Source organism: Flavobacterium sp. DSP2-3-1 (assembly GCF_049896865.1).
In the GTDB taxonomy this organism is placed as follows: Bacteria; Bacteroidota; Bacteroidia; order Flavobacteriales; family Flavobacteriaceae; genus Flavobacterium.
This window is the reverse complement of record NZ_JAFCVD010000002.1, coordinates 337,239-358,546: the sequence shown is the minus strand read 5'-3', so window position 1 is coordinate 358,546 and position 21,308 is coordinate 337,239. Positions and strand designations below refer to the sequence as shown.

Annotated in this window: 17 protein-coding genes and 1 pseudogene; 15 read left to right on the top strand and 3 right to left on the bottom strand. The window is 32.7% G+C overall.

Annotation, left to right across the window (positions count from 1 at the left end; translation table 11 throughout):
* Positions 1 to 205: 205 nt before the first annotated feature.
* Positions 206 to 2,359, top strand: a complete 2,154-nt coding sequence (locus ACP7AT_RS03820) for a T9SS type B sorting domain-containing protein (RefSeq protein WP_426063025.1) — start codon at positions 206 to 208, stop codon at positions 2,357 to 2,359.
* Between the two features lie 262 nt (positions 2,360 to 2,621).
* Positions 2,622 to 2,753: an NAD(P)-binding protein gene (locus ACP7AT_RS03815; RefSeq protein WP_426063024.1), complete on the top strand. Its 132-nt coding sequence runs from the start codon at positions 2,622 to 2,624 to the stop codon at positions 2,751 to 2,753.
* A 174-nt stretch (positions 2,754 to 2,927) separates the two neighbouring features.
* Here the strand turns inward: ACP7AT_RS03815 and ACP7AT_RS03810 are convergent, their stop codons facing one another.
* On the bottom strand, positions 2,928 to 3,473 hold the full coding sequence (locus ACP7AT_RS03810; protein ID WP_426063023.1) for a transposase: 546 nt from the start codon (positions 3,471 to 3,473) through the stop codon (positions 2,928 to 2,930).
* 144 nt (positions 3,474 to 3,617) lie between these two features.
* On the bottom strand, positions 3,618 to 3,809 hold the full coding sequence (locus ACP7AT_RS03805) for a hypothetical protein (RefSeq protein ID WP_426063022.1): 192 nt from the start codon (positions 3,807 to 3,809) through the stop codon (positions 3,618 to 3,620).
* 786 nt (positions 3,810 to 4,595) lie between these two features.
* On the opposite strand from ACP7AT_RS03805, the gene ACP7AT_RS03800 reads away from it, so the two are divergent.
* Positions 4,596 to 5,483: an alpha/beta hydrolase family protein gene (locus tag ACP7AT_RS03800; protein WP_426063021.1), complete on the top strand. Its 888-nt coding sequence runs from the start codon at positions 4,596 to 4,598 to the stop codon at positions 5,481 to 5,483.
* 115 nt (positions 5,484 to 5,598) lie between these two features.
* On the opposite strand, the pseudogene ACP7AT_RS03795 reads toward ACP7AT_RS03800, so the two are convergent.
* Positions 5,599 to 5,988 (bottom strand): annotated as a pseudogene (locus ACP7AT_RS03795) (IS91 family transposase); the annotation flags it as partial.
* A 333-nt stretch (positions 5,989 to 6,321) separates the two neighbouring features.
* Between ACP7AT_RS03795 and ACP7AT_RS03790 the strand changes: the two are divergent.
* The 12 genes from ACP7AT_RS03790 to ACP7AT_RS03735 all read left to right on the top strand — a co-directional run bounded on the left by ACP7AT_RS03790 (position 6,322) and on the right by ACP7AT_RS03735 (position 21,271).
* Entirely contained in the window at positions 6,322 to 7,839 is a 1,518-nt protein-coding gene (locus ACP7AT_RS03790) for a glycosyltransferase family 39 protein (protein WP_426063020.1), read from the top strand.
* A 2,149-nt stretch (positions 7,840 to 9,988) separates the two neighbouring features.
* Positions 9,989 to 10,228: a 4a-hydroxytetrahydrobiopterin dehydratase gene (locus tag ACP7AT_RS03785; RefSeq protein ID WP_131477599.1), complete on the top strand. Its 240-nt coding sequence runs from the start codon at positions 9,989 to 9,991 to the stop codon at positions 10,226 to 10,228.
* 251 nt (positions 10,229 to 10,479) lie between these two features.
* Positions 10,480 to 11,661: an NAD(P)-dependent alcohol dehydrogenase gene (locus tag ACP7AT_RS03780; protein WP_426063019.1), complete on the top strand. Its 1,182-nt coding sequence runs from the start codon at positions 10,480 to 10,482 to the stop codon at positions 11,659 to 11,661.
* A 27-nt stretch (positions 11,662 to 11,688) separates the two neighbouring features.
* Positions 11,689 to 11,823: a hypothetical protein gene (locus tag ACP7AT_RS03775; protein WP_426063018.1), complete on the top strand. Its 135-nt coding sequence runs from the start codon at positions 11,689 to 11,691 to the stop codon at positions 11,821 to 11,823.
* A gap of 152 nt (positions 11,824 to 11,975) precedes the next feature.
* The gene (locus ACP7AT_RS03770) at positions 11,976 to 12,212 is read left to right on the top strand and encodes a 4a-hydroxytetrahydrobiopterin dehydratase (protein ID WP_426063017.1); all 237 of its coding nucleotides are present in this window, start codon (positions 11,976 to 11,978) and stop codon (positions 12,210 to 12,212) included.
* Between the two features lie 5 nt (positions 12,213 to 12,217).
* On the top strand, positions 12,218 to 12,781 hold the full coding sequence (locus ACP7AT_RS03765) for an NADPH-dependent FMN reductase (RefSeq protein ID WP_426063016.1): 564 nt from the start codon (positions 12,218 to 12,220) through the stop codon (positions 12,779 to 12,781).
* A gap of 449 nt (positions 12,782 to 13,230) precedes the next feature.
* A complete protein-coding gene (locus ACP7AT_RS03760) occupies positions 13,231 to 13,647 on the top strand; it encodes an aldehyde dehydrogenase family protein (protein ID WP_426063015.1) in 417 nt (138 codons plus the stop codon).
* 53 nt (positions 13,648 to 13,700) lie between these two features.
* On the top strand, positions 13,701 to 13,796 hold the full coding sequence (locus tag ACP7AT_RS03755) for a hypothetical protein (RefSeq protein WP_426063014.1): 96 nt from the start codon (positions 13,701 to 13,703) through the stop codon (positions 13,794 to 13,796).
* Between the two features lie 1,236 nt (positions 13,797 to 15,032).
* Positions 15,033 to 15,857, top strand: a complete 825-nt coding sequence (locus ACP7AT_RS03750; protein ID WP_426063013.1) for a formate/nitrite transporter family protein — start codon at positions 15,033 to 15,035, stop codon at positions 15,855 to 15,857.
* Positions 15,858 to 16,602: 745 nt separating this feature from the next.
* Positions 16,603 to 17,178, top strand: a complete 576-nt coding sequence (locus ACP7AT_RS03745) for a hypothetical protein (RefSeq protein ID WP_426063012.1) — start codon at positions 16,603 to 16,605, stop codon at positions 17,176 to 17,178.
* A 768-nt stretch (positions 17,179 to 17,946) separates the two neighbouring features.
* Positions 17,947 to 19,398, top strand: coding sequence for a flavin-containing monooxygenase (locus ACP7AT_RS03740; RefSeq protein ID WP_426063011.1), 1,452 nt, complete (start codon positions 17,947 to 17,949; stop codon positions 19,396 to 19,398).
* A gap of 964 nt (positions 19,399 to 20,362) precedes the next feature.
* Positions 20,363 to 21,271 carry an NmrA family NAD(P)-binding protein gene (locus tag ACP7AT_RS03735; RefSeq protein ID WP_426063010.1) on the top strand — a complete coding sequence of 303 codons (909 nt, stop codon included), beginning with the start codon at positions 20,363 to 20,365 and terminating at the stop codon, positions 21,269 to 21,271.
* Positions 21,272 to 21,308: the final 37 nt, after the last annotated feature.

Genomic DNA, 21,308 nt, shown 5'->3' with positions numbered 1-21,308 from the left:
TTTAAAAGAATAAATTTGTCGTTTAAGGTGCGCAAACGTATCTGACTTTGCGACTACAATAGCTCAAGAGCTATAAAAAAAGGATAACGCTATTTTACAAATCGTGTCCATAAACGAGAGCAGTGTCTCGTCCTAAAAAATATTTTAATTTAGCTTTCGCTTGAAAATAATTATGGAACTAAAAAACTTTTTTACACTACTAATATTGTTTAGTGTATTAACGCTATACTCACAACAATGGAAACAAAATTTTAAAATTGTTGCGCCCATTAGATCCATTGATAATGCCTTTGGTTCCTCAATTTCTACATATGATGGTTTTGTTGCTTTCGGTGTTGATCAAGAAAATATCGGAAGCATAGAAAATGCGGGCAAAGTTTATATGGCAAAACAAGATTGCGATGGATGGTCTATTTATCAAGAATTAAAGCTTCCAACAACGGAAAGATACTGCGGTTTTGGTGCTTTAGTTGTAATGGAAGATAAAACACTTGCCGTTTTTGGTTGTGATCCACTTAACCCGAGAGGTGGGAATGCTATATACATGTACGAAAGGGATGCTAATGATTTATATGTATTTACTCAAAAAATAGCTAAACCTGAAGATGTTTTATGGGATAATTTTGGTATAAAAATTGCTCTGTTAGGTGACCAAATGGTTGTTGGTGCTTCCTATAATAGCACCGATAGTTCCTTAATGAATTTCTCTGATAATGCAGGTGCTGCATATATTTATTTTAGAGATAGTGCCGGCGTTTGGTCATTAACTCAAAAAATTGTGGCAAGTGATAGAGGGCAGAGAGACAACTTTGGTGGTTCTGTAGCTATTTCTGGAAATACTGTTGTAATTGGGGCTGAAAACGAAGGTGATAATTGGGCTGGAGCAGCTTATGTTTTTGAAAAAAATGCAAATTCTAACACCTGGAGTGAAATTAAAAAATTAGTTGCCTATGACTACAGAGGATTACAAGACAGATTTGGGGGCGTTGTTAAAATTAATGAAGATGTCATTACTATTTCGGCTAGCCGCGAGGATGATTACGATTCCAACTTAAGTGGAGACGGAGGAGGCCCTCTAACATCTTTAGGATCCGTTTATATTTTTAAGAAAAATTCAAATGGTGATTGGACAGCACAACAAAAAATCAGGGCATCTGATGGTTCGAGTAATCATTTCGGTTTTGGTGACAGATTGGAAATTTATAAAAATAAAATGGCCGTAAGCGGAACTGAATATGAATACGACTCCAATGGTAATTTATCAAAAGTTTATGGTCGCGTCTATATGTTTCAAAAAGACAATCATGAAAATTGGAAAGAAATTCAAATTATTCAACCAAAAATAAGGCATAACAGCGATTATTTTGGCGGCTCTCTTTCCTTAAATGGAGAGAATTTGTTTGTAGGTGCTTTCTGGGACGCTTTGGATGCTAATGAACAAAATCACATAGGCTATGCTGGATCTGTTTACCTTTTTAACACCTATAATTACATTCAAACAAAAAAACCTGATTTAAATGCTATACCAATTTTGACATCTTGCGCTGATTTAGGAAATGGTTTTTCTTCTGGTTTTGATATGTCATCAATAGAGAAAGATCTAGTTAAAAATCCCGATGACTTTATTTTCTCTTACAAAGACAAATTAGGTAATAATCTTCCATCTCCTTTGCCTGTAAATTATTCTAATAAAAATCCTTATACTGAAACTATCTATATTCGTGTCGGAAATAAAAACAACCCAAATTGCTATGTGGATACGCAGATTGAATTACAAACTACATCCTCTTTTACTTTAAATAAAATTCCAGATTTATATGCATGTGAGCCTACAGGAAGTGGATATGCAGTATTTAATCTATCAAAAATAAGTTCTCTTCTAGTTGACGACACTACGCTTTATAAGTTTTCATATTTTGATAGTACTGGAAACGATATAAGTGCTCTAATAAATGAATCGTATAAGAATACTATTAAAGGTTATGAAGAAATAACACTACAGGTTACTGATATCAGTACTCTTTGCACTTTAAAAACAAAAATAAATCTAAATGTTTCTAATGTTGGTGTAGATTGTGATTTAGAAAACAATGGGGATTCTTTAATGTATAATATACCGAAGTTTTTTACTCCAAATAATGACGGTATAAATGATATCTGGAAAATTACTGAAATAACCAATCAAAATTATAGTATTTACATTTATGATCGATATGGAAAACTTTTAAAAAGTTTGGGTTATAATGAAGGCTGGGATGGAAGTTTAAATGAAAAACCTTTACCGTCTACAGACTATTGGTTTCAAATAATTTTTGAGAATGGAACCAATAAAATGGGTCATTTTTCATTAAAAAGATAGTATATATAAATGCTAATTGTATCCTTAATTAAATTAAAAAAACTCGTTATACTCTTAAACACGGTGTCTTGATGAAACCAGCTGCGCAAAGGTGATCATTCAAAAATAAATTTGTCGTTTAATACTAAAAAAAACACCTTCCTTTCCACTTTAAAAGGTTTTCATAACAATTACAAACACCGTTACTTAAGAAAATATAATGGTGTTTTTTGATTGGTACAATTTTGTATTTTGCAACAGCATTTAATTCTAAAATAAAAACATGAATACCGATCATATAGATATTGTTATAATAGGAGCAGGATTATCCGGTATAGGCGCCGCGTGGCATTTGTCAAGCAAAAATCCAGACAAAAATTATGTTATTTTAAAGGCTAGAGCGGAACTTGGATGAAAACCTGAAAGCGCATTCTATGATAAAAAACAAGTGCTATTTTAAAAATTAGCAGGTAAATTTATATGTATTTATGTATGGAGTTTGCCTGTTAATTACTGAAAAGACCCGACCAATAATTTTGCATTTTACATTGTTAAAAAACAGCATAGCATACTTACCCTCTTCTTTTTTTCATTCATAATATTCTTTGAGTTGGGGATCGTGTTTCACTGCCACTAAAGCACACATTTGTAATATTGATTTCATCTTTTTATCTGCCATATCATTTACTTTGGTTCTGCCTTTAATACTCGAACATGAACTATATTCAAAAGGGGCAGTTCCAGCATAACAAGCAAATTTTCTAGCATTATAAAAAGCCGTAAATGCTCTTGTAGCAATTAGCATATAGATTGCTGTTTTGTCTCCAACACCAGGAACACTTTTTATTAACTCAAATTGTTTTTTTAATTCAATTTCAGTTGAAATTATTGCTTTCATTTCTTTTTCAATCGCTTTTAATGTCGTTTTTAGAAACTTCACAGTTTTATTATTTATTGCTGAAATTGATTTGTAAACTTGTTTTGGCATAAAATCAATATTCTCTTTTGTAGCTTCAAAAATTTTAAAGGATTTCATCACTTTTTCTCGCTCAGCATAAAGTAATTTTAGTTGTTGAATTGCGGTTTCGGGTAATGTTGAAAGTTTAAGTTTGTCAATATTTCGAATACTATACAAAGCAATATCCTTTGCGTCTGCTTAATCATTTTTACCTCTTGAAATACCTTTAGAACGCTTAATTTCTATGGCAGGAACAATCCAGTAATCCAGTTTTTCATCAGACAAATGACTACTCAAAGTAAATGTATAAACACCTGTGTTTTAACAACAAAACAAAACAGTAGTCAAATCAATTTTCTGTTTTATTAAGTTTTTTAAAATTTCCTTTATTCCTTTTAAATTATTCTCTACAATGGAATGACTAGATACATTGGGAGACTGTTTTTCTAAAATAACTACATCCAATTTTGATTTTGAAATGTCAATAGCTACATAAAATAAATAGTTTTTCATAACTTTGAATTTAGGATAAACAAAAATGTTGAACTTCTTTAGAGCCTTTATTAGACCTCGATGTCTATCATTCTATTTGAAGCAATTCAACGGGATTCAAGGATAAGATAGAGGACTAATGCGCGATATAAGTCATACTTAGCGGAATTGATAGTTCACCTCTGTTTTCCTTTGAATAAATTTAGTGTTTTTTATCTAATACAATGTAAAGGCGGATTTGCAATCCGTGCCCACAACGACAAGCATTAAATCAAAAGAAAATACCAGATGTAATTGCTTCGTTCCTCGCAATGACCCTAAAATTCTCATTTATCATTTTTTAAGTAACGATAGCTAATTAATAATCCATATACTCATTCTGCATCGACATATAAAATCTGCAATTTGAAAATTTCAAACAGGTAAAGTAAAATATAATATCATTGATTATTTTGACGTGCACGGATTGCAAATTCAAACTACTTGATGTAGGATTGATTTTTACCTTCTACAATCTGCGCCGAATTACAACCTGATTGACCAAAATCTATTAAAACAATATCTAAAAGTATTGGCTTTGCTTTTTGGGGTTCTAACACCAGTTATTACCGCTTTTTACGGATTGTTTTATTTTAAGGATGAAGAATGCCTTTTTCCAAAAAGAATTTCACTTGTAGTTTAAATCATATATATTTACTAACTGATTAACTAAAATGAGTTCGTTTGAAGGTTTTTAGACGAACCGACGTTATAGGTAATGTTAACGAAGACCGAGACAATTCAAAACAATTTTTAACTTATACCAAAATGAACATTAACTTATTTCTTTGGTCATTATTAATAACCTTACCAGAAATGGTATTTTCTCAATCTGCCGACTTTACCATTCACGATGTAAAGTTTGAAAGTCAAGGCGTCACTCTAGCAGGCTCGATTTTAATGCCTAAAAAAACACTTGCAGCAGTTGTGGTTGTTCATGGGTCCGATCCTGTAAAAAGAGAAATGGAGTTCGCTAAACGTCTTGCCAAAGAAGGTATTGCTGTATTGACATATGATAAACGTGGAGTTGGAGAATCTGGTGGTGTATATGTAGGACCATCTGTTGGCACGAATAATATTGACACTACTAATCTTAATTTATTATCTCAGGATGCAAGTTCAGCAGTAAATGCATTTCGAAAATATTTGAAAGATAAAAAAACACCAATTGGATTAGTTGGCTTCAGTCAAGCAGGATGGATAATCCCAATTGCTGCAAATAGAAATCCACAAATAGAATTTATGGTTTTATTTAGTTGCCCTACAATCACTACTCTGGAACAACTTCGATTTCAGTTTTATACTAATGAAAAAAATAACTTTTGGGAAAATCACACCGAATCTGATGCTCGTAAACATACGAAAGATGACCCAGACAGGTATCAATTCGTGGCGACTGACCCAAAAATTTCACTGAATACTCTTTCAATTCCAGGACTTTGGCTTTTTGGTGAGAAAGATATACAGATTCCAGTAAAGTTGTGTATGGAGCAATTAAATACATTGAAAGCTCAAGGCAAACCTTTCGAATATACCTTGTTTTCAACATTAGGACACAATACTTCTTCTGGCAATATTACAGCACCAGTTGATATTTCAATTCAATGGATAAAACAGAAAGCTATGAACATTCAGAAGTCGAAGGTGTCAAAATAAAGCACTGCCTACAACTGCTAGGGTTCCTATGTAAAGCAGACTTAACTTATTAACAACTTTTTAAACTGAGCGATATCTTGATGTTTTTCGAGTAAAAAATGCCATCCTCAGCGGCTTGTTGGAAAAGTTGCAACTTTGCTCGTTTCCATGTACTGCTCAAAAAACCATAATGACGGATTTTTATAAACCGTTTGGGCAAAATATGCAACGAAAACCGCCTGATAAACTCCAGGTGCGGGAGTATCATTTGTTTTTTAAAGCCCGCTACCCGGTAATCCTTGTAATCAATGGTCACGTTTTACTCGTCAATGCTCTTGATTCTATTATTGCTGATGGCGATTTTATGAGTGTATCTTCCCAAATATTCCACCACCGACTTTGGACTTCCAAAAGGTTTCTTATCGAATACTACCCATTGTTTTTGCCATAATTCCGGCTGGATTTGTTCGTATTGGGTAGACAATTTCGTCTGGAGTTTTTCGAAATATTTAGCACTGAAAAACTTTCGACAAGACATTGACTGATGTCGGTTTGATTTTTTCAGCCTACAACCTGCGCCGAATCTTTAATTTAATAGAGCAAAATCTATTAAAACAATATTTAAAAGTATTGGCTTTGCTTTTTGGGGTTCTAACACCATTTATTACAGCTTTTTACGGATTGTTTTATTTTAAAGATGAAGAATGCCTTTTTCCAAAAAGAATTTCAATTGTAGTTTAAATCATATATATTTACTAAATGATTTACTAAAATGAGTTCGTTCGAAGGTTTTTAGACGAACTGAAAACATAGGAAATGCGAGATTGACGTGGAAAAAAAAGAAAATCAAAAACAAAAAATGACAAAACAGAATAAACTAATAATTGCATTTTTTTGCATAATAAAACTAACTCTTCATTTAATTGCTGATTATCATTCGGGTTTTCAAGGTGACGAATTATTACATATCGAAACGGGAAAACATTTGGCATTTGGTTATATGGAATTCCCTCCATTAATAGGAGTGTTATCATTTATTCAAAATATTTTTAATTCCAATTCTCTATATATTCATCATCTATTTTCTCATATTTCTTGCGTTTTAATAGTTATTTATGTTGCAAAAATCACAATTGAATTAGGTGGTAAAAACAAAGCATTATTTTTAACTTTATTATGCATAATCATTGCGCCAGCATTTGGACGTACGCAACAACTTTTTCAACCTGTTGTTTTTGGACAACTATTTTGGATTTTAGGTTTTTATCAATTAGTTCGTTATACAAAATACCGTGACCAAAAATATTTAACCTATTTAACATTTTTTGCATTAATCGGTTTTTTATTCAAGTATGATATTCTGTTTTTTATTTTGGGTTTATCTTCATTATTCTTTTTCAAAAGAACAAGAGAAACAATTTTGAAACACAATATTGTGCTACATATCGCAATTGCTCTTCTAATTGTTTCGCCAAATATTTATTGGCAATACGCAAACAATTTTCCAGTATTGCAAATGTTTAACCGATTATACGAAACGCAATTAGATAAAATTTCGAGAATTGATAATTTGAAAAATTTAATTCTTGCAGCCAATCCCATTTCACTAATTTTGATTTTTCCTGCACTATTTTATATGTTCAAATCTAACAAAGCTGAACTTTATAAACCATTAGCATTTTCAATTACTTTATCTTTTCTTCTATTAATATTCAGTAATGGAAAATCGTATTATTTCTTTCCAATCATTTTAACAATTTTACCTTTTGGAGCAATATTTTGGGAACAAAAAGTAATTCAAAATCATAAATGGGTAATGTTTCCCGTAACATTTCTTTTGTTTTTAGGTTCTATAATAATTTCATTCGGAATGCCAGTTTATACCTTCAATCATTATTTGAATTCCATTTACAAATATGAAAAGAAAGATATTATTGGAGGAAAATATGGTGTGAAATATGATGAATATTATACGCAGGAAAAATGGAAAATAACAATGAGCGAATTAAAAAAAGTTTTTGATAGTTTACCAAAAAATGATAAGCAAAATTGTAAAATTTGGGGCAAACATTATGCTCAAGCAGGAGCAGTTAATTTATTTGGCAAAGAATACAACTTACCAAAAGCATTTTCATATCACGGAAGTTATTACAGTTGGACACCAAGCGGAGAAATGCCAAATACTGTAATTGCATTGAGTTATCAAGTTGGCGATTTTTTTAATCCATATTTTGAAAAAGTAACTCTTCTCAAAAGTATATATAATCCATACGCAGACAATGAAGAAGAACTGTATCAGAGAATATACATTTGTAAAAACCCAAAACAGAATTTTGAAAAAATGAAAGATTTATTTAAACATCGAATATTTGAATAAATAAAGGCACTATCCGCTAACAGTTAGAGTTTCGTTGCGTTAGCAGCACGAACAATAAAATTCGTGTTGAACAGCCTGTCCCGTTTTTAAAGGATAAACGATTGTACGTCCGTTAACACTAAGGGGTTTTCGTAAAATTATGAGAGAGAAATATAACAGGATTTAGCCATCTTTTTTTTTCGAGAAGTATTTTTTGGTTAGTTATCGTGTTTGCTTTCACTTTTAAACACAAGTTCATTTACCTATATGATTTGTCTTCTCAGGAAATTGCGTTTTGGCTTTTGCCAAGAAACTGAAAGAAGGACCACGTTGTTCAAAAACCGTTATTCGGTACAAATTGCAAACTCTTCACAAAATTCACTGAAAATGCCAAAGGCAGACGAATTGAATGCGCCCAATACGCCCATTTGATTTATCAAAACAAGGTTAGAATCGGAAATAATTATGAAGTGTATTGCAGAAGGCAAGCCATTTTGGAACATTCCTAGCCTGTCCCGCTCTTCGCGGGAGAGTAATAAATCGCCAATGGGATTGCTATTAAATCATGATTAATAAGACCATCAAACATGCCTTGGCTGATGTTGGATTAATTTTTTCAACGTACAATCTGCGCAGAATTTTTAATCTGATTGATCAAAACCTACTAAGACAATATCTAAAAGTATTGGCTTTGTTTTTGGGGTTCTAATACCTGTTTTTAACGCTTTTTACAGACTTTTTTATTTTAAGGATGAAGAATGCTTTTTTCCAAAAACAAATTTAATTGTAGTTTAAATCGTATAAATTTACTCCATTATTAACCAAATAAAGTTCTTTTAAAGGTTTTTAGACGAGAGTACGTTATGCGCCAGTGTAAAAAACATATAAATGAAATTTGTAAAAAAGCCCATCATCTTCAACAAACAAAACACATCTTCATTTTTTTTGTAATTACACAAAACTGCACAAAAAAAATTAAAGAGTAGTTTCGTCACCCGATAAAACAAAAAAACTTAAACATTTTCAAAAAATGAAGCTGTAATAGTTTGAAATTTTAATTCTATTGTGGTTTCTAAACCTATGAACTGATTCCTCATTTAAAATGTGTGAATTATGAAATTCATTTAAGAAATTACGTAATGATCTGCTTACCAATTATCCCGAAATTTAATTTAGATAAATCTAATTTAAATTTAAATTAAAAATCAAGAAATAAATATTAAAAAACATACCACGATATTTCGGTGCTAACGAAAATGTATTTGCATTATTTAAAAAAGTAGTTTTAAAAGGTGCCGACACCACCAGGAAACCAAGGGCGAGTGGAACTACTCCTGCAGTACAAACAAACTTTAATCATTCTTTAGTGCGTTAATAAAAATGTAATTATTAATTAATAAAAAAATAAGTAACACTGAAAATCTTGACAAAAAAAGTAGCACTAATAAACTTAAAAGTTTATTAAATAACATATTCATTTGTCTATTCTGTACCGATTTAAAAATAGATGATGGATCTACTTACCAACTTATGTTAGTAATTAAAGTTTTTTACCAGTGAAATATCTGGCTTTTAAGTAAAAAGAGCAGTGCTAAAAATAAAACCATTGCGGCAGATAAAAATGTAAAGTTTTTTTTGCGCATCCCGCTTAAAAGCAGTTGATTGGTGGTCAAAGGTGAAGTAGAAATAATTTTAGACAAAGAAAAAATCAACGAATTATGAACATTAATTGCAAAAATTTGTCTTACAAAACGTAAAGAAGACTACAATATTTCCATCATTAAAGTAATTCCAGATAAGGATTACTGTTGGGATATTTAACGAAACAGAATGATAAACTCTTTTTAGATCGTCGCGTACGTTGTCATAAGAAATAATTTAGTTACGGGCATTTAATAAACTAATACGATATAAAAATTAAACCAATGGCGACCGCAAAAAAAAATTCTTTGGTAAACAATATCAATAAGAAAAAGAAAGAAGGTACTTCTAAGTCTAAGAGGAAATCAACCATAAGTAAAAAAGCTTATGATGATATGAAAAAAAATTGGGGTAAGGACACATAATGAACGTTAAACCTACCTTGATAAAAGCCTACAACAACAAATTAAAATTTATCAGCCATTTAATGCTGTTCAAGTGATAAAATCAATTCAAAAAATAAACTATTATGTGGAAAGAAGAAAACAATCAATTAAAACGCAGTTTTGAATTTAAAAACTTTGTAGAAGCTTTTACTTTTATGACTAAGGTTGCTTTTGCAGCTGAAAAAATGGGCCATCATCCCAATTGGAGTAATGTATATAACAAGGTAGAAATCTTGTTATTTACACATGATGCCAAAGATAGCATTACTGAAAAAGATGTAAAACTTTCAAAAGAAATAGATAAAATTTTCGATAAAGAATAATTATGCGACACATTGCTTTCATTTCTTTCAGCGTTAGAGAAGGGCGAAAAAGTAATGAATTATCGCTTTATTTTCAAAATTATTTTAAGAAAAACAAATCGGTAAATTGATTTGAAAGCCCTTAATTTTCCCATTTTTCAAGGCATCTTAAAAACATCAATGACATCATCTTTCAAAAAATCATTTTAAGAGTAAAAGAATGAGGATTTTGTATATGTAAAATTAAATGCAAAAATCAAAAATAGAGGAGTATGAAAGAGAAAAACCATCAATCAAGGCGAAAATTTATACAGCAAACTTCCATTGCAGGTGCAGGTGTGTTGCTGGCAAATCCACTTCAACTTTTTTCACAAACAAATAATTTACACAAGATGAGCAAGAATATAAAATCTAAAGGTTACGCCGGCAAAGATGAACAGGGAAAATTAGTTTCTTGGAATTTTGAACGCAGACCAGTTGGCGACAACGATATATTGATTGACGTCAAGTTCTGCGGAATTTGCCACTCGGACATCCATACCATAAAAGGACATTGGGGAAAGCAGCAATATCCACAAGTGCCTGGACATGAAATTGCAGGAATAGTGTCAGCAGTGGGAAAAAATGTAACTAAGTTTAAAGTGGGAGACCAAGCGGGTGTGGGTTGCATGGTAAACAGTTGCATGAAATGCGAAAGTTGTAAAAATGGTGAAGAGCAACATTGTGAAACCACAGGCATGGTAGGCACTTACGGCACGCCCGAAAAATCATCACCAACAGGAATTACACAAGGCGGATACTCCACTAATATTGTGGTAATAGAACATTTTGCTATCAAAATCCCTAAGAACATAGAATTGCAATATGCAGCACCCTTGCTTTGCGCAGGAATTACTACCTATTCACCATTGATGAAAGCGAAATTCAAAAAAGGAGATAAAATTGGTGTAGTAGGCATTGGAGGTTTAGGACACATCGCAATTAAATTAGCTGTTTCAAAAGGTGCGGAAGTGTATGCTTTTACAACCTCGCCTTCAAAAGTAAATGATATCAAAGGTTTTGGTGCAAGAGAAGTTATTGTTGTGGACTCGGCAGATAAATTAAAACCATGGTTTGGAAAAATGGATTTTATGATTTCAACCGTACCTTATGCCTATGAAATGTCAGATTATATTTCATGCGTTAAACCGTATGGTTTTTTCACCCAAGTGGGGCTACCTATTAATGGAGAGCTGATGATCAACAATACCAATATGATTTTTAATAGGGTAAATTTCAATGGTTCGTTGATTGGTGGCATTCCAGAAACACAAGAGGTAATGAATTATTGTGCAGAAAATAAAATCTATCCGCAAATACAAATCATCAAAGCGGAAGAAATAAATGACGCGTGGAAAAAGGTGGTAAACAAAGAGGCCCGTTACCGTTATGTAATTGATACAGCAACAATCTAATATTTCAACAAATAATAGATAATAATCATGGCAAAGAAGAAAAAAGACATCCAAAAACCCAAGGACAAGCAGTCGAAAGATCCTTGTTGGGATGGATACAAAAAAGAGGGAATGAAAACCAAAGACGGAAAAAAAGTGCCAAACTGCGTTCCTAAGAAATAAACAATTGTTCCGAAAAGAAAAGTAAAAGTTGAAGATTAAGGGATATTTGTTGTCTGAATTATTTTCAATTTTTGCAGTTTAAAATTTGTAATGTCAGACACCAATAAAAATGATTTGCCATTGCAGTAAATGAAGTTAAAAAAAAAAGCCATATGTGGAAAGAAGAAAACAATCAATTAAAACGCAGTTTTGAATTTAAAGACTTTGTAGAAGCTTTTACTTTTATGACAAAGGTTGCTTTTGCAGCTGAAAAAATGGGCCATCACCCCAGTTGGAGTAATGTTTACAACAAGGTAGAAATCTTGCTATTTACACACGATGCTAAAGATAGCATTACCGAAAAAGATGTGAAACTTTCAAAAGAAATAGATAAAATTTTCAAAAAATAACAATTATGAGACATATTTCAATCATTTCCTCCAGCGTTAGAGTAGGACGAAAAAGCCATAACGTATCGCTTTATTTTCAAAATTATCTTACCGAAAACAAGCTGGCAACAAGCGAGATCATTGACTTAAAAAAGTATAACTTCCCCATCTTTGATGGCACCTTAAAAACAATGATTAATCCAGCTGAAAATGTTCTTGAATTTGCAGATAAGATTAAATCAGCAGATGGAATAATCATCGTTACACCGGAATATAACGGGGGTTATCCCGCAAGTTTAAAAAATGCAATTGACCTGCTTTACGAAGAATGGAGACACAAACCCGTGGGTATTGTTACCGTTTCATCTGGACCTTTTGCTGGTAATCAAGCCCTCGTATCACTTCAGTTTACACTTTGGAAAATGATGGCTTGGACGATTCCTGCCATGTTTTCTGTTCCAACAGTAGATAATGCCTATGATGAAAATGGAAAAGCGTTGGACAAATCCAATTCCGATAAATTGGCAGCAATTTTTATAAAAGAATTACTCTGGTGTATTGAAGCTGATAAAGCACCTAAACATCTGTAAGGTATGCAATATCAAAATCTAAAGACTAAATTTATGGCAATTTAAGGACCAATCCTGCAACCAACAAAATGGTTAAAACATTTGAAGAAATAACTGAAAATGCGATCGAAAAATCTATTGCAAAATCAGTAGAAATATTTGCAACTTAAAAAAAACGCCTGATTCAAAAAGTACAGCTTTATTACAAAAAATAGCTAATTTGTTAAAAGAAAAAAGAAGAAGCTTGCCCAGTAAATCACCCTTGAAATGAGCAAGTTTATTGTTCAGACTGAAGGAGAAATTACACCAAGTGCAGAAATATTTGATTATTATGCTTGTAATGTGAAAGCATTTTTATCAGATAAAATATGAAATCCAGTTGATGGACAGGCGTTGGTTAGGCATAGTCACACAGTTGTATTTCGGGGGGGTGTAACCGTGGAATTTTCCGTTTTAGCAGGTAGCCGTTGTTGCATCCAATAATGTTGGGTAATGCTAAATTTATTAAGCATTCGTCAATTATTCCACAATGCGCTATAGCCATTGGGAAACTTTTTTTAGATTTAAGAGCCCCAATTGTGCTTTACACCAATCTGTTAGTATCCGTTAGAAGAGCATCGGAATTAGTATTTGATATAAGATTAAAATGCATTTCGCTTACGGGTTGTGAAGTTGCTGGTGCAAGTACTAAAACAAAGGCAGATAAGTATTTTAAAAAAAATATTCTGAAATTAGGAGGAAGCGATATCTTTATTGTTTTTTATGATGTGGATACTAACAAAGCCTCAAAATGGGCAGTCGTTAGCCGAATTAATAATAATGGCGAATGTTGCATTGCAATAAAAAGATTTATCGTAGTTGAAAATATAGATGATGAGTTCTTTTAAAATTTAAAAATAAACAAAAAGCAATTGATTTAGCCAACGATTCTACATTTGGTTTGGGCTGCTGTGTATCTAAAAAAGAAATCGAAAGAGGTAAACGTGTGGCCAATCAAATTCGTACAAGAATGTTTTCTATTAATCATCCAACTTGAACACCAGCCTATTTACTATTTGGCGGTAATAAAGGTTGCAGTTATGGGAGAGAACTTTGTGAAGTAGGTATGGATGAATTTGTAAATAAAAAACTCATTAGGGTTAGTGAAATAAACGATCCCTTTTTATTTGGACATTAATAAAATATAATTAAAATACTATCACCTATTCAACAACAAATCGTTATGTCCAGCAGACCGAAGCAAAATCCTGTATTGGAGAATTTTAAAACTAAATATATAAAACTAACCGAAATTTCGGAGAGTTAGACATTTGTTGAGATAATATTTTTCTGTTGATAAGTATATTAGAGGTTGAGTGAATGGTGCTAAATATTATACTCCGCCATTTTAATTGGGAAAACCAATTACTGGTGGAGTAATAGTTAAAGTATTAAAAAATAATTATATCAATTGTAAAGAAAATGATACCGTAACTGGTAGCTTACATTGGCAGTAGTTTTGCATTGCAGTAGAAATTAGCATAGTAAAAATTGACCCTTCAATTGCCCCTGCAAGTTATTTTCTGGGCGTATTAGGAATACCCAACCTTACCGCCTACTTTGGTTTAACTCGTTTTGGTAGAACTAAAAATGAAGAAACTGATGTGGTATCTTGAGCTACAGGTGCTGTTGATCTTGTAACTAATCTCGATGTTAATCAAACAGTTAAACTGCAGGTTTCAGTATATTTATTGTAACAGGCGGCGATAAAAAAGTAAAATTATAACAGGGAAAATTTGGCTTTGATCAGGTCTTAAATTATAAGTCCTGTACTGATTTAAATATAGCAATTACTGATGCTCGTCCAAAAGCAGTAGTTATCTATTACGATAATCTGGGAGGTGAAACTTTAAATGCTGTAATAAGCAATATAAATTTCAATGTCAGAATTATATTGTGCGGACATATTGCGTTCTACAAAAGCACTGAAATACCAATGGGTCCCCGACTCCAACCCATGTTACTGACCAGAAGTGTTTTAATACAGGGTTTTCTCATTGGCAATTACAAAAGTTAATTTAGTAAAGGTGACAAGCATTTGGCAGCATGGGTACAAAAAGGTAAATTAAAATATGAAGTAAAGATTGTAAAAGACGTTGACAATTTATCTGCATAACTGCTGAGTTTATTTATAGGTGATAACATTGGAAAAATGATTTTGGAAGTGTGAATTCGAAATCAAATAGAAAATAATAACACTATTGACTTCCTTCAGTACTAAAAAAATACGGCAATGGATACTAAAAAAAAAGAAGAGCTACCTACACAAACAGAACATACAGCAGAGCAACCAAAAGAACCTTATGAAATAATGGTTGAGCAAATAGACGCGGGCTTAAAAGAATACCGTCGTTCTAACACAGGGCTCTTTATATCGTCACTTTCTGCAGGTCTTGAGGTCGGTTTCAGCATACTTGTTATTGGTATAATTTATACACTATTTAAAACGGAGATAAGTCCTGGTAAACTATATTTAATGATGGCCTTGGTATATCCTCTTGGCTATATTTTTGTAATTATCGGGCGGTCGGAGCTTTTTACAGAACATACCGTTTTAGCGACTATACCTGTATTTAATGGTAAAGCTTCGCTTAGAAGTTTAGTGAATCTTTGGATAATTATTTATGTAGGGAATTTATTGGGAGGATATCTTTTTGGCTCAATTGTTTTACAATTTAATGCTGGCACACATCTTATTTCACTTGATTTTTTTCACTTTATATCGCAAAAAATGGTAGCGTACAGCAGCGCTAATATTGTAGTAAGCAGCATAATGGCAGGTTGGCTAATGGGTACGCTATCTTGGTTGCTAAGCGCGGCACAAGATACCCTTAGCCGTGTAGCAATGATATTTTTTGTAACATTCATTATTAGCATCGCAGGATTGCACCATTGTATTGTTGGATCTATAGAAATATTTATGGCTTATTTTGCCAATGCAAACGATATAAGCGGGTTGGAATTTTTAAAATTCCAAGTTCTTTCTACGTTGGGTAATATAATCGGCGGAGTAGTTTTGGTAGCTGTCGTAAAGTATGCACATAGCAAACGAAAATAGCAATATATGATTCACACCGCAATGTAAAATAAAAGTGTCAATATGCCTTCAGTTTATAAAGTAAGTGGCTCCCATTTCAGCGGAAGAAGATTTCTTTTTATTAAAAAATGAATTAAAAATAAAATCAGAATTTATTTTAAAAAAGAGGATTGGGCTTCTTATTTTTTAAAAAACGGCATGCTTTACACAAGTTAAAAGGCGACATCTTATCCTGTTGTAGCAAAAGAGTCAGTATAGATTGTGAAAAAACTATTGTTACATCAGCGTAATTTCTAATCATTCAGGTACAAAAAATGAAAAAGAAAAAAAAATTCTTAAAACTACTGTTAAAAGTCACGAGAATTCTTCTGGATGATCCAAATTTTCGGATAGTGACCATTATCATATCTGATAAAGAAACATCTTTAATAAAAATAAAATCTTAAAAAGATTACAACGATTGGTTACAATCAATGACTGTGAAATATTGCAACAGTTCTAAAAAATAATCTCTAAAAGTATTGGCTTAATATTTTGCTGCTCTGACAACGCTTTTTTAATACTTGTTAGCCTTATCTCCTTTTGAGAATGTGAAAGTCACTTCTATTAAAAAGAATTTTAATTGTAGTTTAAATCATATATATTTACTAACTGATTAGCTAAAATGAGCTCGTTTAAAGTTTTTTAGACGAACTAGCCTTAGCGGTCAGGCGATGCGCAACTAGGAAACTATTAGAGATTAGAAAACCTAAAAAAAGGTAAAAAAATGACAGAAAAAGAATTTTTTAAGATCGGTTTATATTTCACTACAATAATCACAGTTGCTATCTGGTCGCTTTTAATTTGGGATCATTTCCATGGTGGTGTACCTAGTCATCACATGCTACAAAATGAAGACTTACCTGAATTTTCAAATTGGTTGGGAGGAATTTTAATTCCATTGCTTACGTGGTTTCTATTTTACAGAGTACAAAAGAGAATTGGAAATGATTTAACTGTTTTTAAGTTCTCAGTAAATATACTTTATGCTTTCATTGCTGCATTATCTTTTAGTTTATTACTATCTGTTTTTTTTACTTTAAAATATTCAGAAATACCATTTTATATGATTGTCTCATTGCTAGTTCTTGCACTCTTTTTACCTATTTATGAGGCTGAGTATTTTCTAGGATTTGTTATCGGTATGACATTTACCTTTGGCGGCGTGCTTTCCATTGGAATAATATCAATTCTTAGTTTAATTGGAGCGATTTTATATCGGATAGTTAAACCAGGACTACTCTTCATCATAGCAAGAACTTCATATTTAATCTCTTCAAAAAAAAATACAAAGACATTATAAAAAACGGAAATCAGGACATGCCCGAACCGCTAAAACACGGTAAGCTCCATTGCCGATTTTTCACTCGCTGGTACTTCTTTTTCAAGAAAAACTTCTAACTTGTCGAAAGAACTCATCTCGCTTTAATCGGCAACGAGAGCCTAGGGAGAGACCGTTAACCGTCAATTTGCAGAATCAAAGAAACCACATAGAAAATATGAAATCGAAATTTTTATTCATTTTACTAATTGTTTTAAGCAATCCCATTTTTTCTCAAGAAAAAAAGGAAGTAATCCGATGGCTTGGAAATATACTCAGTTTTCTTGTTAACTTACAGCGCGGTTATGTAAAACGTGACTTCCAATTGGTGATTAAAACTTAATCGGCAGGGAACAGAAGAAGTAAATCTAACAAAACTATTGAAAAAATCTGACGTGATAACGTAAGAAAGCTTTGCCGTTGTAAGGGGATAGCTTTTCTGACTTGCTTTATTTTCCCTCGTTGGAGGGCACGTTTTGCAAAACCGCGCTATTCTTAGTGACGACATATCTGATAGGTTGGGAAATTTTAAAAGCCAAATTAATAGCTGGACAAAAGAATGACCCCCAGCGTTACAGCGTGTTTATTCAAAAATAAATTTGTCGTTCAATCCTAATAAAAACCCATTTTTTTCCACTTTAAAAGGTTTTCATATCAATTACAAACACCGTTACTTAAGAAAATGTAATGGTGTTTTTTTATTGCTACAATTTTGTATTTTGCAACAGCATTTAATTCTAAAATAAAAACATGAATACCGATCATATAGATATTGTTATAATAGGAGCAGGATTATCCGGTATAGGCGCCGCGTGTCATTTGTCACGCAAAAATCCAGACAAAAATTATGTTATTTTAGAGGCAAGAGCGGAACTTGGCGGTACCTGGAGTTTGTTTCAATACCCCGGAATCCGTTCCGATTCGGATATGTATACTTTTGGCTATTCCTTTAAAACATGGGAAGACCAAAAGTCTTTCGCTGACGGACCTTCTATTTTAAAATATCTGAATGAAGCCGCAGACGAATATAAAGTGCGCGCGCATATCATCTACAATCAACGCGCTCTTTCTTATAACTTCGATACAGAAAAAAAATCATGGACGGTCACTACCGTAAATACCGTTACGGAAGAAGAAACAGTTTACAGGTGCCAGTTTATCTTTAGCTGTAGCGGCTATTATAATTATAACAAAGGATACACTCCTGAATTTAAGGATCAATCCCGTTTTGAAGGCAAAATAATCCATCCGCAAAAGTGGCCTGAAAAATTAGATGTCGCCAATAAAAAAGTGGTTATAATTGGCAGCGGCGCCACTGCTGTGACCATCCTTCCGGAGCTTGCCGCCGAAGGTGCACAAGTTGTCATGCTGCAACGATCGCCAACCTATATTGCTGCTTTACCAAATAAAGACAAAATTGCTGCTCGCCTCAAAAGCCTGTTCCCAAAAAAAGTAGCCTATAGACTGATTCGTTATAAAAATATTTTTTACGCTATCGTCTTTTTTAATCTGTGCAAGTTCTTTCCGGAGGCAATGAAAAAATTCATCATTAAAGGGGCTAAAAAAGCTTTGGGTAACTTTCCCGTGGACCCTCATTTTATACCCAATTACAATCCATGGGAACAACGTTTTTGCATTGCGCCAAACGGAGATTTTTTTAGAGCCATCAGAAAAGGGAACGCATCGGTAGTTACTGACCATATCGATTGTTTTTTAACAAATGGCATTTTACTAAAATCGGGCAAGACACTGGCCGCCGACATTATAATTACCGCAACTGGACTTAATTTAGTGGCGTTTGGAGGCGTAAAAATTCAACTGGATTCGCAACCTTTTGATGTTTCTAAATCTTTTGTCTATAAAGGCCTCATGTTAAGCGACCTGCCCAACTTCTTTATTTTTGTTGGCTATACCAATGCTTCGTGGACCTTGAAAAGTGACCTTACCAGCGAATATATATCTCGGGTTTTAAAATATTTGGACAAACACCATTATAAAGCAGTGCAGGCAAAAGTAGTCGAGACAAATTTAAAACCCGTTCCACTACTAAACTTGAATTCCGGCTACATCAACAGAGCAGCGAATATGCTTCCTAGTCAGGGAAACAAAGCACCTTGGCGTGTTTATCAAAATTATGTGCTGGATTATAAAATGCTTCGCTTGGATGCCGTTAAAGATAAACGACTTACGTTTTTCAAATAAAGGAGGTTTAAGAGTACTGGACAGTAAAGAATTATATATTAATAATCCGAAAAGAAATGGTATTTTAGCTCCAAGATCCTAACAAAACATAGGAACGTCATATCACATATTAATAATTTTCAAATTAAATAGATTGAAAAAATATTTAAAATATCTCATTTCACTCTTTCTGGCTTTTGGCCTGATTGCAAATGATGGTGCTTTAGACTCTCAATCAAATCCAGCAGATTATTATCAATTCTCGAACGTAATTCTTAGAAAAGAATTAAACTATAAGGGTTCAAAATTATGTGCGTTCCACAAGGCAAATCCCTCTGAAAAAACATCATTCCTATTTCACTTAGTTTATCTCCAATTTCAAGATAGTTGTAGTCTTCAAATTACGGTTCTACTTAAATTACAGACGTTGCTTTATCAAAAAGTAAGTTCATTTGCATCTCAATACATTTTTATAAATGAGATGATTACTTCCCAAAACTCCTATAAAAGTTTACACACAGCCTAGATAATTCTTTCTACGCATTTATGCAATTCCATGCATAAAGATGATACCAAATGTCTAATCATTTATCATTTACAAAATGTATAAACACAATAACAAACCACGTTTAGAGCAATATAAACACCCTGTTCTTTGAGTAAAAAGAAAAATTATGCTCCTTATTACTGCATTTATGATCGGAATGTCAAACGGAATGAATGACCGCGATCATACAATTAACGGGAATCAAAATCACACGGAACAACTTAAAAAAGATTAATTTGATTGATTGTGAATATGTTACGCTACAGCCGATTGCTTAAATTTACAATCCATTCTCTTTTATAAAAAACTAATTACAATCTAAATCATCTATATTTACGTTGTATTTAAAAGCCGAGCAACCCAGTTTATCGGTTTTTAGGCGAACTGACGTTAATTTATTGGAAATCTTACAGCGGACAAAATAAAATAGAAAAGAAAATGAAAAAAATAATTTTAGTAGCAGGTGCGACGGGTAATTTAGGATTAAGAATAGTAAAGGCTTTAGTAAACAAAGATGCCGAAATAATTGTGGTTGTTCGTTCGAACAGTGATATTGAAAAAATAAAAGTACTTGAAAATTTAGGTGTTAAAATTTATGAGGTGAATAGTTGGAATTTGGAAGAATTAAAAACTTCTTGCGTTGGTGTTTCCTGCGTAGTTTCCGCTTTAGCCGGATTGCGTGAAGTGGTTGTAGATGCCCAAAAAGTTTTGCTAGAAGCAGCCATAGCAGCGGGCGTTCCTCGCTTTATTCCGTCAGACTACTCTTTAGATTTTACTAAGTTTTCATATGGTGAAAACCGAAACTTAGATCTAAGACGTGAATTTCACGAATATCTTGACAAAATGCCTATTGCTGCAACTTCAATTTTTAACGGAGCTTTTACTGAATTGCTGATAGATGAAATGCCTATGATTCTTTTCAAGCAGAAAATAATTCTATATTGGGGAAATAAGGATTACAAATTGGCCTTTACCACAATGGATAATACAGCAGAATTTACTGCTAAAGTTGCCCTTGACTCAAACACTCCTCGATATCTTAGAATTGCAGGTGATCTAATAAGTCCGCGCGAATTAAAAGTAATAACCAGTCAGGTCACAGGTCAGAAGTTTCGCTTATTTAGACCTGGCGGACAAAAACTTCTTGCCATAATTATAAAGATTGCACGAAAATTGGCACCAGGAAAAAAAGAACTTTACCCTGCTTGGCAAGGAATGCAATACATGCACAATATGATTGATGAACGTTCAAAAATAGCGAAGCTCGATATTAATCGTTACCCAGAAATACAATGGACAACGGTAAAAGATTTTCTATTAAAATATCAAAAGGAAAAAAGTATTTAATCAAATTGAAAGTTATGTTAGGCAGCGAATGAAAAAA